12 protein-coding genes are annotated in these 13118 nt (G+C 70.0%); 5 read left to right on the top strand and 7 right to left on the bottom strand.

Features of this window, described 5'->3' with window-relative positions:
* Position 1: 1 nt before the first annotated feature.
* The 7 genes from BKK81_RS24475 to fliE form a co-directional block, all read right to left on the bottom strand.
* Positions 2-817 carry a WbqC family protein gene (locus BKK81_RS24475; RefSeq protein ID WP_071018437.1) on the bottom strand — a complete coding sequence of 272 codons (816 nt, stop codon included), beginning with the start codon at positions 815-817 and terminating at the stop codon, positions 2-4.
* Positions 810-2042 carry a class I SAM-dependent methyltransferase gene (locus BKK81_RS24470; RefSeq protein ID WP_071018435.1) on the bottom strand — a complete coding sequence of 411 codons (1233 nt, stop codon included), beginning with the start codon at positions 2040-2042 and terminating at the stop codon, positions 810-812. The genes BKK81_RS24475 and BKK81_RS24470 overlap by 8 nt, the downstream gene beginning before the upstream one ends.
* Positions 2039-2602, bottom strand: coding sequence for a dTDP-4-dehydrorhamnose 3,5-epimerase family protein (locus BKK81_RS24465; protein ID WP_083384407.1), 564 nt, complete (start codon positions 2600-2602; stop codon positions 2039-2041). The genes BKK81_RS24470 and BKK81_RS24465 overlap by 4 nt, the downstream gene beginning before the upstream one ends.
* Entirely contained in the window at positions 2587-3669 is a 1083-nt protein-coding gene (gene rfbG / locus BKK81_RS24460) for a CDP-glucose 4,6-dehydratase (RefSeq protein ID WP_197524067.1), read from the bottom strand. The genes BKK81_RS24465 and rfbG overlap by 16 nt, the downstream gene beginning before the upstream one ends.
* Positions 3660-4430: a glucose-1-phosphate cytidylyltransferase gene (rfbF, locus tag BKK81_RS24455; protein WP_071018433.1), complete on the bottom strand. Its 771-nt coding sequence runs from the start codon at positions 4428-4430 to the stop codon at positions 3660-3662. Before rfbF ends, rfbG begins: the two co-directional genes overlap by 10 nt.
* Complete coding sequence (locus BKK81_RS24450; RefSeq protein WP_083384406.1) at positions 4427-6682, bottom strand: O-linked N-acetylglucosamine transferase, SPINDLY family protein; 2256 nt, start codon at positions 6680-6682, stop codon at positions 4427-4429. The genes rfbF and BKK81_RS24450 overlap by 4 nt, the downstream gene beginning before the upstream one ends.
* Positions 6683-6842: 160 nt before the next feature.
* Complete coding sequence (gene fliE / locus BKK81_RS24445; protein WP_071018431.1) at positions 6843-7166, bottom strand: flagellar hook-basal body complex protein FliE; 324 nt, start codon at positions 7164-7166, stop codon at positions 6843-6845.
* Between the two features lie 367 nt (positions 7167-7533).
* Here fliE and fliF point away from each other — a divergent pair, with 367 nt between their 5' ends.
* Genes fliF through fliJ form a run of 5 tightly spaced genes read left to right on the top strand, consistent with a single transcriptional unit; the run spans position 7534 to position 12899 of the window.
* On the top strand, positions 7534-9222 hold the full coding sequence (gene fliF, locus BKK81_RS24440) for a flagellar basal-body MS-ring/collar protein FliF (RefSeq protein ID WP_071018430.1): 1689 nt from the start codon (positions 7534-7536) through the stop codon (positions 9220-9222).
* On the top strand, positions 9209-10204 hold the full coding sequence (gene fliG, locus BKK81_RS24435; protein WP_071018428.1) for a flagellar motor switch protein FliG: 996 nt from the start codon (positions 9209-9211) through the stop codon (positions 10202-10204). Before fliF ends, fliG begins: the two co-directional genes overlap by 14 nt.
* Complete coding sequence (fliH, locus tag BKK81_RS24430; RefSeq protein ID WP_083384405.1) at positions 10191-11018, top strand: flagellar assembly protein FliH; 828 nt, start codon at positions 10191-10193, stop codon at positions 11016-11018. The genes fliG and fliH overlap by 14 nt, the downstream gene beginning before the upstream one ends.
* Positions 11011-12438 carry a flagellar protein export ATPase FliI gene (gene fliI, locus BKK81_RS24425; RefSeq protein WP_071018426.1) on the top strand — a complete coding sequence of 476 codons (1428 nt, stop codon included), beginning with the start codon at positions 11011-11013 and terminating at the stop codon, positions 12436-12438. The genes fliH and fliI overlap by 8 nt, the downstream gene beginning before the upstream one ends.
* 8 nt (positions 12439-12446) lie before the next feature.
* Positions 12447-12899, top strand: a complete 453-nt coding sequence (gene fliJ, locus BKK81_RS24420) for a flagellar export protein FliJ (protein ID WP_071018425.1) — start codon at positions 12447-12449, stop codon at positions 12897-12899.
* Positions 12900-13118: the final 219 nt, after the last annotated feature.

Here is a 13118-nt window from a genome sequence, read left to right as displayed (position 1 = left end):
ATCAGTCCTCCTCTGCCCGTGCCGGTGCCGGTGCCGGCGCGGCGGCGGCCTGGCGCGCCAACATCTCGCGCCAGCCGATGGTGCCCGAGACGATGTGCCGGGCGCCCTCCCGGCCGCAGTTTGCCACCAGGTCGAGAGCGCTAACGTAGGGCGTGAAGGCGCCGTGTCCCTGCGCATAGGGCCGCAACTGGTAATCCATGTATTCGACGGCGATGCCGGCTTCGTCGAAGCGGGCGTGCTCCAGATAGCGGCTGGCGCCGTGCCCGGTGACATAGCGCGCCGCGCCGACATGCCGGCAGATGTCCAGCAGCCGGACCGTCTTCGCCCCTGGCACGCCAAGCCGCGAGCTGTCGCGGAAGGCGGTACCAGCGGCCAGACCGAAGTAGTCAGCCAGCGCTACCATCGAGGCGCGAGCCAGTTCGCACAGCGAAGTGGTGGGCAGGCCCAGCACCCCGTCGAGCAAAGCGAGTGCGTCCTGCAGGTGCGGCGCGCCGCGGCAACTTTGCGCCAGCTGGGCCCGGTGCTGCTCGCGCCAGCCCTCGCTGTCGTCGACCTCGACCTCGTCGATGCGGTCGTCGAAGCCTGGCGCACGCAAGGGCACGCTCATCCAGCGCACGCCCTGCGCAGTCTTCAGCTGGACCCGTTTGGTGAAACTGCGGCGCGCGAACTGCACGTCGTCGTAGAAGACGAAGGTATCCGCCAGGCGGATCTGCTCCAGCATGCCCACCCACGGGAAGTACATCGGCTGCGACACCACCACACAATGCGCGCGGGCGGCGGCAGGCGCGGCTACCGCCGCGGAAGTGCGATCAGTCATGGCCGACACGGCGGATCTCCGGCACGGCGACGACGAACTCGCCCCCCCAATCGTTGACATGGGCCTGTTGCGCCGCCACCTCGCCGGCGATGTTCCAAGGCAGGATCAACACCACGTCCGGCCGGTCCTCGCGCAACCACTCCGGCGGCAGCACGGGAATGTGGCTGCCCGGCAGGAACTTGCCCTGCTTGGAAGGCGCGGCATCGCAGACGTAGGGCAGCAGGTCGGGCCGGATGCCGGCGTAGTTCAGCAAGGTATTGCCCTTGGCGGCCGCGCCGTAGCCGGCCACGCGCCGCCCGACGCGCTTCTGTTCGAGCAGGAAGCGGCACAGGCCGTCCTTGACGCCGTCCGCGCGCGCCTGGAAGCCGGCATAGGTCGACAGCCGGCACAGGCCGAAGCGCTCCTCCTCCGCCAGCACCTGCGCCACGGCGGGCGCGTCCGCTCGCGGGTCGGCCTGGTGGCAGCCGAACACCCGCAGGCTGCCGCCGTGCGTCGGCAACTTCTGCACGTCGCACACGCGCAAGCCTGCGGCGGCGAAGATCCGCCGCACGGCGGACAGCGACAGATAGGAAAAATGCTCGTGGTAGACCGTGTCGAACTGGATCTGCTCGATCAGCCGCTGCAGGTGCGGAAACTCCAGCGTGATGGTGCCGCCCGGCTTGAGCGCCGCGCGCAGCCCCTGCGTGAAGTCATTGATGTCCGGCACATGCGCGTAGACATTGTTGCCGGCGATCAGGTCTGCCTGCCGGCCCGACGCGGCGAGCCGCTCGCCCAGTTCACGGCCGAAGAACTCGCGCAGCGTGGGCACCCCCGCACGCTCGGCGGCCTGCGCGGTGCCCAGCGTCGGCTCGATCCCCAGGCAGGGAATGCCGGCGCGGACGAAGTTGCGCAGCAGGTAGCCGTCGTTCGAGGCCACTTCGATGACGAAGCTGTCCGGGCCCAGCCCGAGCCGCCCGCTCATCTCGCGCGCGTAGCGCGCCGCGTGCTCCAGCCAGGTCTGGGAGGTCGAGGAAAAGTAGGCGTAGTCGTGCCGGAACAGCTCGTCGGCGCGGGCGTAGTCCTCGGTCTGCACCAGCCAGCAGTGCGCGCACACGCGCAGCTTGAGCGGGAAGTGGGTCTCGGGCGCATGCAGGTCGGGCTCGCTCAGGTAGGCATTGGATGGCGGCGCGAAGCCGAGATCCAGGAAGACGTGCTCGAGCGGCGCGGCGCAGTGTCGGCAGTTCATAGGGCGATTCCAGGAAAATCCGCCGTCAGCAGGGCATGTCCGCGGTCGCGCGCGGAGACATCGGCCACCGGCAGCGGCCAGCCGATGCCGGCGCGCGGATCGTCGTGACGGACCCCGCCTTCGGCGGCCGGCGCATAGGCTGCCGTGTGCAGGTACAACAGTTCGCTGTCCGGCTCCAGCACCTGGAAGCCGTGGGCGCATCCTTCGGGGATGACGAGCATGTGGCCGTTGTCGGCGCTGAGCTCGAAGGCCTGCCAATGCAGGAAGGTGGGCGAGCCTGCGCGCAGGTCGAGAGCCACGTCCCAGACGCGGCCGCGCAGGCAGCGCACCAGCTTCATTTCCGCATGCGGCGGACGTTGGAAGTGCATGCCGCGCACCGCGCCCACGCGGGCGGTGCGCGAATGGTTGGCCTGCACGATGCGGCGCGCGCCGAGCAGCGGCGCCAGCTCATCGCTGCAGAACAGGCGCGCGAAGGCGCCGCGATGGTCGGCGAAGCGCTCGCCGCGCACCAGCGCGAGGCCGCCCAGGCGGGCCGGCTCGATGCTCAGGCGCTTGTCCATACCGCTCCGGCGCCGGCGGCGCAGTCGATGTAGTCGGCCAGCTGGGCATGCGTCAGTCCGGCGCCGCCCTGCAGCGCCTGGCGGTACCACTGGGCGGTGGCGCGCAGTGCATCGTCCAGTCGCCACACCGGCGCCCAGCCCAGCAGCTTGCGCGCCTCGGCGCTGTCCAGGCCGAGCAGCGCGGCCTCGTGCGGACCGGCGGTGTCGGCATCGACCCAGCCGAGCTCGGGCCAGAATGCCCGCATCCGTTCCAGCACCGCGCCGACGCTGCGGTTGTCGTCGGCCGCCGGGCCGAAGTTCCAGGCCCGCGCGCAGGACGCGTCGCCCGCCAGCAAGCGCTGCCCGAGCAGCAGGTAGCCGGACAGGCAGTCCAGCACATGCTGCCAGGGGCGCGTGGCGCGCGGCGAGCGTACCTGCAGCGGCTGCCCGGCCGCCTGCGCGCGCACCAGGTCCGGCAGCAGGCGATCTTCCGACCAGTCCCCGCCGCCGATCACGTTGCCCGCGCGGGCGGTCGCCAGCAGGATGCCGCGCGCCTCGAGGAAAGCCTGCCGGTAGCTCTGCGCCGCCAGTTCGGCGGCCGCCTTGGAGGCCGCGTAGGGGTCGATGCCGCCGAGCGTGTCGCTCTCGCGGTAGCCCCAGGCCCATTCGCGGTTGTGATAGACCTTGTCGGTGGTGACCACCACCACCGCGCGCACCTGCGGGTGCCGCCGGCACAGTTCGAGCAGGTTGGCGGTCCCCATCAGGTTGACGGACCAGGTGTCGAGCGGCTCGCGGTAGGACTGCCGCACCAGCGACTGGGCGGCCAGGTGGAAGACGATCTCGGGACGGCTCGCGGCAAAGGCAGCGTCCAGGCCGGCGAGGTCGCGCAGATCGCCCTCGCGGTGCGCCACGGGAAGATCGAGCTGCCGCCAGTGGTTGCGCTCGCCCGTGGGCGCCAGCGCATAGCCGGTCACGCTGGCGCCGAGGCGGGCCAGCCACAGCGCCAGCCAGCTGCCCTTGAAGCCGGTATGCCCGGTCAGCAGGACACGCCGTCCCGCGAAGATATCGCCGAACTGCTTCACTGCCAGACCTTCCACGCCGGCCGGCCGCCCGCCCACTGCTCCTCGAGCTGGTTCTTGTCGCGCAAGGTATCCATCGCCTGCCAGAAGCCGCCGTGGTGGTAGGCCGCCAGGTGGCCGCTCGCAGCGAGCCGCATCAGCGGCTCGCCTTCCCAGCTGCTCTGGTCGCCGTCGATCAGTTCGATCACGGACGGATCGAGCACGAAGTAGCCGCCATTGATCCAGGCGCCGTCGCCGGCCGGCTTCTCCTGGAAGCTGCGCACCGCGCCGCCGTCGATATTGAGGGCGCCGTAGCGCCCGGGCGGCTGGATCGCCGTCACCGTGGCGGGCTTGCCGTGGCTGTGATGGAAGGCGACCAGCTTGCCGATGTCGATATCGGCCACGCCGTCGCCGTAGGTGAAGCAGAACGGTTCGCGGCCGAGGTATTCGCGCACGCGGCGCAGGCGGCCGCCGGTCAGGGTGGCCTCGCCGGTATCGACCAGCGTGACGCGCCAGGGCTCGGCGTGCCGCTGGTGTACCTGCAGCTCGTTGGCCCGCATGTCGAAGGTCACGTCCGACATGTGCAGGAAGTAATTGGCGAAGTACTCCTTGATGACGTAGCCCTTGTAACCGAGGCAGATCACGAAGTCATTGATCCCGTAGTGGGAGTAGATCTTCATGATGTGCCACAGGATGGGCTTGCCGCCGATCTCGATCATCGGCTTGGGCCGCAGGTGCGACTCTTCGGAGATGCGCGTGCCGAGGCCGCCGGCCAGGATCACCGCTTTCATGCCGCCTCCCGCTGCGGCTCGGCCGCGACGCCGGCGATCTCCCGCCGCGACGGCACGCCCTGCCGGTCCAGGTAGGCCAGGTCGATGCCGAAGCTGTCGCGCAGGAAGGCATCCAGCACCTGCTTGTCGCGCCCGCACTCGTCGAGCCGCGCGCTCAGCAGGCGATACAGCGGCAGCGAGTACTTACGCTGCGCCGCGCTCTCGATCAGCAGGTCGAGCGCGCGCTCGCGCTCGCCGCGGGCATATGCCATCTCGCCGAGCGCATAGGCCACCAGCCAGTGCTTGTTCCATTTCGCCGAGATGTTCTCCAGCAGGTTGCTCAGCGCCTCGTGCTCGGCCCGGTCCAGGTGGCCCATCACCAGCTGGACCAGCTGCTCCAGCGGATACCAGGCGCCGCCGAGGAAGAGACCCTCGCCCGCGCGCGCCGGCACCTGCGGCACGTCGCGGTATTCGGCGACCAGCGCCGTGGCCTGCTGCTCGAACCAGCGGCAGAACGGTGCCGCATCGCCCAGCGCGCTCTGCTCGAAGCGCGAGCGCAGGGTCAGCCGCAGTGCATTGAGGCCCGGCACGTCGCCGGCCAGCTCGACCGCCGTGGCCACATAAGCGTCCTCGCTCTCGCAGGCGAGGCCGCCGAGGCCAACGGCGTGCACGCAGGCCGCGGAGATGCGCTCGTGGAAGGCGCGGCCGGCCAGCGTCACCACCGGAACGCCCATCCAGAGCGCATCGCAGGTGTTGGCGCCACCGGTCATCGGCGCCGTGTCCAGCACGATGTCGAAGCTGTTGTAGAGCACGTACTGGTTGACACGGGAGCGCGGCACGCAGACCACGCGCTGCGGATCGATACCGGCCTGCTCCATGCGCGCGAGCAGCAGTTGCTTGACTTCGTCCTTGTCGAGTCCGTTGCACTCGACCATCAGGCGGCTGCCCGGACACCGGGCCAGCACCGCGCTCCACAGGCCGAGCGTGCGCTCGCTGATCTTGGCCAGGTTGATGCAGCAGCCGAACGTAACGAAGCCGGCCTCCAGCGCAGGCGTCTGGCGCACCGCGTAGTGAGGCTCGTAGACGCTCAGCGGCACATTCACCAGCGGGGCATACGTCGCGGCGATCACCGGCGCGCGCAGCAGCTTCTCGGTGTAGTTGGCCTCGTTGCCGGCCGGGTCGCTGATGCCATCGCTGATGCGGTAGTGGATGGCCGGCAGCCCGGTGGTGCCGGGGTAGCCGATCCAGGTCATCTGGATCGGTGCCAGGCCGTAGCTCATGTAGGTCACCGGCGTGACCCCGGTGTAGCCGCCCAGGTCGATCAGGATGTCCAGGCCGGCGGCATCGATCTCGTCGGCGATCTGCGTCTCGGACTTGCCCGCCAGGTCGACGAACCTGTCGGCATAGAGCGCGAACTTCTCCGAGACGTTGTCCCGGTGCGCATTCAGCGCGAACAGCTCCACTTCGAAGCGGTCACGGTCCAGGTTGGCCAGGAATGGCAGGATGAAGTACGCGCACGCGTGGCCGTACAGGTCGTTGGAGAGCATGCCCAGGCGGATGCGGCCCGACACGGGCGTCGCACCGCGGCGCTTGCGGCCGGTGCGCTTGCGGGACAGCAGCCTGGCATAGGCCTGCGCTTCGCGGCGCAGGTCCATTGCCGTCACGCTGGTTTCGAACAACATCGTGAACAGCAGGCTGCAGCGATGCAGCTCGGCCTCAGGCGCGATCTTGCTGATGCGCATCAGCACGCGCATCGATTCCGCCACGTCGCCGAGTTCCTTCAGGGAATTGGCATAGTTGAGCAGCCCTTCGATATTGTCGGGCTCGAGCTCCAGCGCCCGCGCCGCCGCGTTGCGCGCGGCCAGGAAGTCGGTGTGGGCATACAGCACGGCGGAGTAGGACACCCAGGCCGGCACCATCTCCGGCGCACGTTCCAGGCAAGCCTCCATCACGACGCGCGCCTCGACCTGACGGCCGTCCTCGCTGAGGAAGCAGCCCTGCATCAGGAGCAGCTCCGGCGAGTCGGGAAAGCGTTCGAGGCCGCGTCCGACCATCTCGATGGCCTGCGGACGGCGCCCCAGCCCGACCAGCGCCGCTGCGGCCCAGCGGTAGGCCTCGGAACTGGCCGAGGCCTCATCCGCCAGCGCCTTCTCGGCGTGACGCAGGGCCTGCTCGAAGCGGCCGGCCAGGCAGCCGGCGCGAGCGCGCTCGGCCAGATCGGTGTGTTTGCGGCTGCCCCGGTGGGCGGCCTTGGCGACGACGGGATGAGTCATGGGTGCAAGCGGGCTGGCGGCCAGGAGCGGTACCGATCGCCAGCGCCGGTGAAATAGATGCGATGAAGGGAACGAGGGGCAGGAACGCGCAGCCAGCCGCGGGGGCGCCCTTGCGGCCGCCACGGACCCGGAGCAGGCAGCGCCGGGAACGTGGCCGTGCTCAGACCGTCATGTTCATGATGTCCTGATACGCCGTGACCAGCCGGTTGCGTACCTGCACGCCGGTCTGGAAAGAGATGTTGGCCTTCTGCATCTCGATCATCACGTCGTTGAGCGAGACACCGGGCTTGCCCATGTCGAAGGCCTCGGCCAGGCCGTAGGCATGCTCCTGCACCGCGTTGATGCGCTTGAGCGAGCGCTGCAGCTCGCCGGCGAAGCCGCCCGACTGCAGCGCGGTGGTGTCGGCGGGCGACCCGCCACCGGCCGCCTGGGCCAGCCCGCGCAGCTGCTGCAGCATGCCTTCGATAGGGGAAATGGTGCTCATGGCGCTCTACCGCTCCAGAATTGCGTCTCAAACATCACATTAAGGCCTGGACACGCACGATCCAGGCCTTCGACGATGCCGAAGCGTACCCGCCCCCCCGCCGCACGCATGCGCTGAATTCGGGTGGAAAACCCATGCTATTCGCCCGATTGTCCGCCCCCTTCGTCGCCGATCATCGCTAGCGTGCCGTCCATGGCGCGGACTATCCGCCACGCCGTGCCGCCGGTACGCCAAATGACCAACTACCGCGGGGAGTACGCGTGTTTTTTCTGCAGCGTGATCTGAGCCACATCGATGCCGCCACCCTGGCCGGCGCCAGCGGCGGCAAGCCCGGCAGCCGGACCGGCGCCGGCCTGGAGACCGGCGCATGACCGCGGCCGCCACGCTGCCCAGCCGCGCTGAGCTGGTCGAGCGCCTCAAGGCCAACCCGCGCCTGCCGCTGATGCTGGGTGGCGCGGCGCTCGCCGCGGCGATCGCCGTGGGGGTGCTGTGGTCGCGCAGCCCCGACTACCGGGTGCTGTACAGCAACCTGTCGGAGCGCGACGGTGGCGCGGTGATCGCCTCGCTGCAGCAGATGAACGTGCCGTACAAGTTCGCCGAGGGTGGCGGCGCCATCATGGTGCCCGCCGACAAGGTGCCGGAGACCAGGCTGCGCCTGGCCTCGCAAGGCCTGCCCAAGAGCGGCAACACCGGCATGGAACTGATGGATGCGCAGAAGTTCGGCATCAGCCAGTTCGCCGAACAGGTCAACTACCAGCGCGCCCTGGAAGGCGAGCTGGCACGCTCGATCGAGTCGATCTCCGCCGTGCAGTCGGCACGCGTGCACCTGGCCATCCCCAAGCCCACGCTGTTCGTGCGCGAGCGCCAGAAGCCGACCGCCTCGGTGGTACTGCAGCTCTATCCCGGCCGCGCCATCGACGAGGGCCAGGTCGCGGCGATCGGCCACCTGGTTTCCTCCAGCGTGCCGGAACTGACCCCCAAGGCCATCTCCATCGTCGACCAGCACGGCAACCTGCTGTCGGGCAGCGGCGACAACCAGCGCCTGCTGGACGCCACCCAGCTCAAGTACGTGCAGACGCTGGAACAGGGCTATGCCCAGCGCATCGAAGCCATCCTCTCGCCCATCGTGGGCCAGGGCAATGTGCATGCGCAGGTCACGGCCGACGTCGACTTCTCCATCGTCGAGCACACCGACGAGTCGTACAAGCCCAACCAGGACCCGGCCAACGCGGCCGTGCGCAGCCAGCAGACCAGCGAGTCGTCCTCGCAAGGCTCGACGCCGGTCGGCGGCGTGCCCGGCGCGCTGTCGAACCAGCCGCCCCCGGCGGCCACCGCCCCCATCGCCACCGCGCAGGCGCAGCGTCCGGGCCAGCCCGGCCAGCCTGGCCAGGCCGCCCAGCAGCCGGCCCAGGCCGCCACGGCCAGCACGCAGTCGAGCGGCCCGAGCAACAGCCGCCGCGACACCACCACCAATTACGAACTCGACCGCAGCGTGCGCCACGTGCAGCAGTCGCCGGGCGGCGTGCGCCGCCTGTCGGTGGCGGTGATCGTCAATTACCGCCAGAAGACCGGCGCCAACGGCAAGACCGTGGCGGAGGCGCTGCCGGCGACCCAGCTCAAGCAGATCGAGAACCTGACCAAGGAAGCCATGGGCTACTCCGGCGACCGCGGCGACTCGCTCAACGTGGTCAACAGCCCCTTCACCCAGCCGCGCGACGAGACGCCGGAACTGCCGCTGTGGAAACAGCCCGACATGATCGAACTCGCCAAGACACTGGCCGGCTACCTGATGCTGGCACTGCTGGCGATGTTCCTCTGGTTCAAGGTGGCGCGCCCGGTGCTGCGCAAGTACACCGCGCCGCCGCTGCCGGCACCGGCCGAGCCCGAAAGCGGCGAAGCGGTCCTGCTGCCTGCCGAGGAACAGGCCAATCCCGAGACCCTGCGCCTCACGGCCAAGTACGAGAGCGATCTCGCCCTGGTGCGCGACGCCGCGCAGCGCGATCCCCGCCTGGTGGCCAGCGTGATCAAGAACTGGATTGCCAATGACGACAAATAACGGCTTGCAGAAGAGCGCCATCCTGATGATGGCGATCGGCGAGGACGCGGCCGCCGAAGTGTTCAAGCACCTGTCGCCGCGCGAGGTGCAGACCCTGGGCTCGGCCATGGCCGACCTCAGCGCGGTCACGCGCGAGCAGATGGCCGAGGTGCTGGGTGATTTCCGCGACGAGACCGAACAGTACCTGGCGCTGAACGTCGATTCCGGCGCCTTCATCCGCAGCGTGCTGAACAAGGCGCTGGGCGAGGAGCGTGCCGGCTCGATCATCGAGGACATCCTCGAGTCGCGCGATCCGGGCGGCGGCATCGATTCGCTGAACTGGATGGATTCGACTTCGGTGGCCGAGCTGATCCGCGACGAACACCCGCAGATCATCGCCACCATCCTGATCCACCTGGACCGCCAGAAGTCGTCCGAGGTGCTGGGCATGTTCACCGACCGCCTGCGCAACGACGTGATCCTGCGTATCGCCACCTTCGGCGGCGTGCAGCCGGGCGCGCTGCAGGAACTGACCGACGTGCTGACCAAGCTGCTGGCGGGCCAGAGCCTGAAGCGCAGCCGCATGGGCGGCGTGCGCACCGCGGCCGAGATCATCAACCTGATGAGCACGGCGCACGAGGAAGCGGTGATCGACGGCGTGCGCCAGCACGACAGCGACCTCGCACAGAAGATCATCGACGAGATGTTCCTGTTCGAGAACCTGCTGCAGGTCGACGACCGCGGCATCCAGCGCGTGCTCAAGGAAATCGCCACCGAATCGCTCATCGTCGCGCTCAAGGGCGCGCCGCAGGAGCTGCGCGACAAGTTCATCCGCAATATGTCGACCCGCGCCGGCGAAATGCTGCGCGAGGACCTCGATGCGCTGGGCCCGGTGCGCGTGTCGCAGGTCGAGACCGAGCAGAAGGCGATCCTGCAGGTGGTGAGACGCCTGGCGGAAGCAGGCGAAGTCCAGATCGGCGGTGGCGACGATGCCTACGTTTAAGCGCCCCGATCCGCACGCCTACCGGCTGTCCGCCGGGCCGGAGCCGCGCCGCGAGGCGCCGGCCGACGGCTTCACGCCGGCCTTCCGGCCGGCGCCGCAGCCCGACTTCTCCGCCCTCGATCCGCAGCCGGCCCCGGCCGCGGCGGGGCGCGGCGACTGGCGGCGCTGGAAGATGCGCTCGCTCGATCCGCGCGACGACCTGCCGCCGCCTCCGCCGCCGCTGCCGTTCGAACCCGCGCCGCCGCCGATCGATTTCGAAGCGATCGATGCCATGCGCGAAGGCGCGCGCAAGGAAGGCTATGCCCAGGGCTACGCCCAGGGCCAGACCCAGGGCTATGGCGACGGCCACCGCGAAGGCTATGCGCGCGGGCTCGAACTGGCGCGCGGCGAGGCCGCCCGCCTGCAGGAACTGGCCGGCACCTTCCGCGGCGCCCTGACGCACCTGGACGAGGAAGTCGCGCAGACCCTGCTGTCGCTGGCGCTGGACGTGGCGCGCCAGCTGGTGCGCGGCACGGTCGTGGCCGATCCGGCCATGGTCCTGCCGGCAGTGCGCGAACTGCTGGCCACCGAACCGGCGCTGTCGGGCTCGCCCTGCCTGCTGCTGCACCCCGACGACGTGGCCCTGGTGGAAACGCACCTGAGCGGCGAGCTGGAAGCCGCCGGCTGGACGGTGCGCGCCGACGGCGGCATCGAGCGCGGCGGCTGCGTGGCCAGCGCGGCCAGCGGCGAACTCGACGCCACGCTGGCCACACGCTGGAGCCGCGTGGTCAAGGCGCTGGGCCGCGCCGACAGCTGGGAGCCCCCGCATGGCTGACAGCGCCGAGCGCCTCGAGGCGCCGATCCTGCACAGCCAGCACTGGCGCGACACGCTCAACGGCGCGCGCGCCCGCCTGGCCGAGATCAACAGCATCCGCAACTGCGGCCGGCTGACGCGCGCCGCCGGCCTGGTGCTCGAAGCGGTCGGGCTGCGCCTGCCGGTGGGCAGCGACTGCCTGATCGAACTGCCGGCCGGCCAGCGCGACGGCCAGGGCCGCCGCACCGCCGAGGCCGAAGTGGTGGGCTTCGGTGCCGACCGCCTGTTCCTGATGCCGCAATCGGACGTGACCGGCCTGCTGCCCGGCGCACGGGTCTACCCGCTCGAACCCTCGCCGCTGCCGCCGGGCGACCATGCCCCGCGCGAGCCCGGCTCCAAGCGCCTGCCGGTCGGCGAAGGCCTGCTCGGGCGCGTGCTCGACGCGGCCGGACGCCCGCTCGATGGCCTGGGCCCGATCAGCGCCGCCCAGGAAGTGCCGCTGGCAGGCACGCAGATCAACCCGCTCGACCGCGCGCCGATCGAGACGGTGCTGGATACCGGCGTGCGCGCCATCAACGGCATGCTGACGGTGGGACGCGGCCAGCGCATGGGCCTGTTCGCCGGCTCCGGCGTGGGCAAGAGCGTGCTGCTGGGCATGATGGCCCGCTACACCAGCGCCGAGGTCATCGTGGTCGGCCTGATCGGCGAACGCGGCCGCGAGGTGAAGGACTTCATCGAGAACATCCTCGGCGCCGAAGGCCGCGCCCGCTCGGTGGTGGTGGCGGCGCCGGCCGACACCTCGCCGCTGCTGCGCATGCAGGGCGCCGCCTACGCGACCCGGCTGGCCGAGTACTTCCGCGACCAGGGCCGGCACGTGCTGCTGATCATGGATTCGCTGACGCGCTATGCGATGGCCCAGCGCGAGATCGCGCTGGCCATCGGCGAGCCGCCGGCCACCAAGGGCTACCCGCCCTCGGTCTTCGCCAAGCTGCCCACGCTGGTGGAGCGCACCGGCAACGGCCCGGAGGGCGGCGGCTCGATCACCGCCTTCTATACCGTGCTGGCCGAAGGCGATGACCAGCAGGACCCGATCGCCGACTCCGCGCGCGCCATTCTCGACGGCCACATCGTGCTGTCGCGCAGCCTGGCGGAAGCCGGCCACTATCCGGCCATCGACGTCGAAGCCTCGATCAGCCGCGCCATGACCGCGCTGATCACCCCGGCCCAGTTCTCCAAGGTGCGGCGCTTCAAGCAGCTGATGTCGCGTTACCAGCGCAACCGCGACCTGATCAGCGTCGGCGCCTACGCACCCGGCCACGACCACGAACTGGACCTGGCCATCCAGATGCATCCGCGCATGGAAGCCTTCCTGCAGCAGGACATCCACGAACGCGCCGACTATGACGGCTCGATCGACCAGCTGTCCGCTCTCTTCGAATAGGAGTGAACATGGCCAAGCCCACCCCGCTCAACCTGCTGGCCGACCTGGCCCAGAACGACACCGAGGCCGCGACGCGCGAACTCGGCCGCCTGCAAGGGCTGCGCACCCAGGCCGAACAGCAGCTCGCCGCGCTGAACAAGTACCGCGAGGAATACCGGGCGCGCATGCAGGCGATGGCACAGGACGGCATGACGGCCACGCGCTGGCAGGACTACGCGCAGTTCCTGACCTCTCTCGACGGCGCGATCCGCCAGCAGGGCCAGGCCCTGGCCCAGGCCGAAGCGGCACTGCTGACCGGGCGCGCCAACTGGCAGTCGCAGAAGCGGCGCCAGAACTCCTTCGACACGCTGGTGGCACGCGCCGAGGCGCGCGAGCAGGCCGCCGGCGCGCGCCGCGAGCAACGCGCCAACGACGAGTACGCCGCCCGCCTGGCGCGCGCCGCAAGCCACCGCCAGGACTAAGAACGAAAGCCAACCAGGCGCCGCCGCACCTGCGCCCGACGACGACGAAGACATGATCGACATCAGCCAGATTACCGCCGGCATCGCCAAGCTGGCCAACGCCGCCAACACCAGCAACACCGGCAACGCCAGCAATGCCGCCGGCACGACCGGCACCGCCAACGGATCGGCCGGCGCCAGCGGCAACAGCAACGGCACGGGCTTCGGCGACGCGCTCGC

This window comes from Cupriavidus sp. USMAHM13 (assembly GCF_001854285.1).
Classification (GTDB): domain Bacteria; phylum Pseudomonadota; class Gammaproteobacteria; order Burkholderiales; family Burkholderiaceae; genus Cupriavidus; species Cupriavidus malaysiensis.
This window is presented reverse-complemented; position numbering and strand designations above follow the sequence as displayed.

What these genes read in the sequence shown, in the direction of transcription:
- rfbF (WP_071018433.1), bottom strand. Translation starts at nt 4,430, where the DNA reads ATGAAAGCGGTGATCCTGGCCGGCGGCCTCGGCACGCGCATCTCCGAA.
- BKK81_RS24450 (WP_083384406.1), bottom strand. Translation starts at nt 6,682, where the DNA reads ATGACTCATCCCGTCGTCGCCAAGGCCGCCCACCGGGGCAGCCGCAAA.
- fliJ (WP_071018425.1), top strand. Translation starts at nt 12,447, where the DNA reads ATGGCCAAGCCCACCCCGCTCAACCTGCTGGCCGACCTGGCCCAGAAC.
- fliG (WP_071018428.1), top strand. Translation starts at nt 9,209, where the DNA reads ATGACGACAAATAACGGCTTGCAGAAGAGCGCCATCCTGATGATGGCG.
- fliF (WP_071018430.1), top strand. Translation starts at nt 7,534, where the DNA reads ATGACCGCGGCCGCCACGCTGCCCAGCCGCGCTGAGCTGGTCGAGCGC.
- BKK81_RS24465 (WP_083384407.1), bottom strand. Translation starts at nt 2,602, where the DNA reads ATGGACAAGCGCCTGAGCATCGAGCCGGCCCGCCTGGGCGGCCTCGCG.
- fliE (WP_071018431.1), bottom strand. Translation starts at nt 7,166, where the DNA reads ATGAGCACCATTTCCCCTATCGAAGGCATGCTGCAGCAGCTGCGCGGG.
- BKK81_RS24475 (WP_071018437.1), bottom strand. Translation starts at nt 817, where the DNA reads ATGACTGATCGCACTTCCGCGGCGGTAGCCGCGCCTGCCGCCGCCCGC.
- fliI (WP_071018426.1), top strand. Translation starts at nt 11,011, where the DNA reads ATGGCTGACAGCGCCGAGCGCCTCGAGGCGCCGATCCTGCACAGCCAG.
- BKK81_RS24470 (WP_071018435.1), bottom strand. Translation starts at nt 2,042, where the DNA reads ATGAACTGCCGACACTGCGCCGCGCCGCTCGAGCACGTCTTCCTGGAT.
- fliH (WP_083384405.1), top strand. Translation starts at nt 10,191, where the DNA reads ATGCCTACGTTTAAGCGCCCCGATCCGCACGCCTACCGGCTGTCCGCC.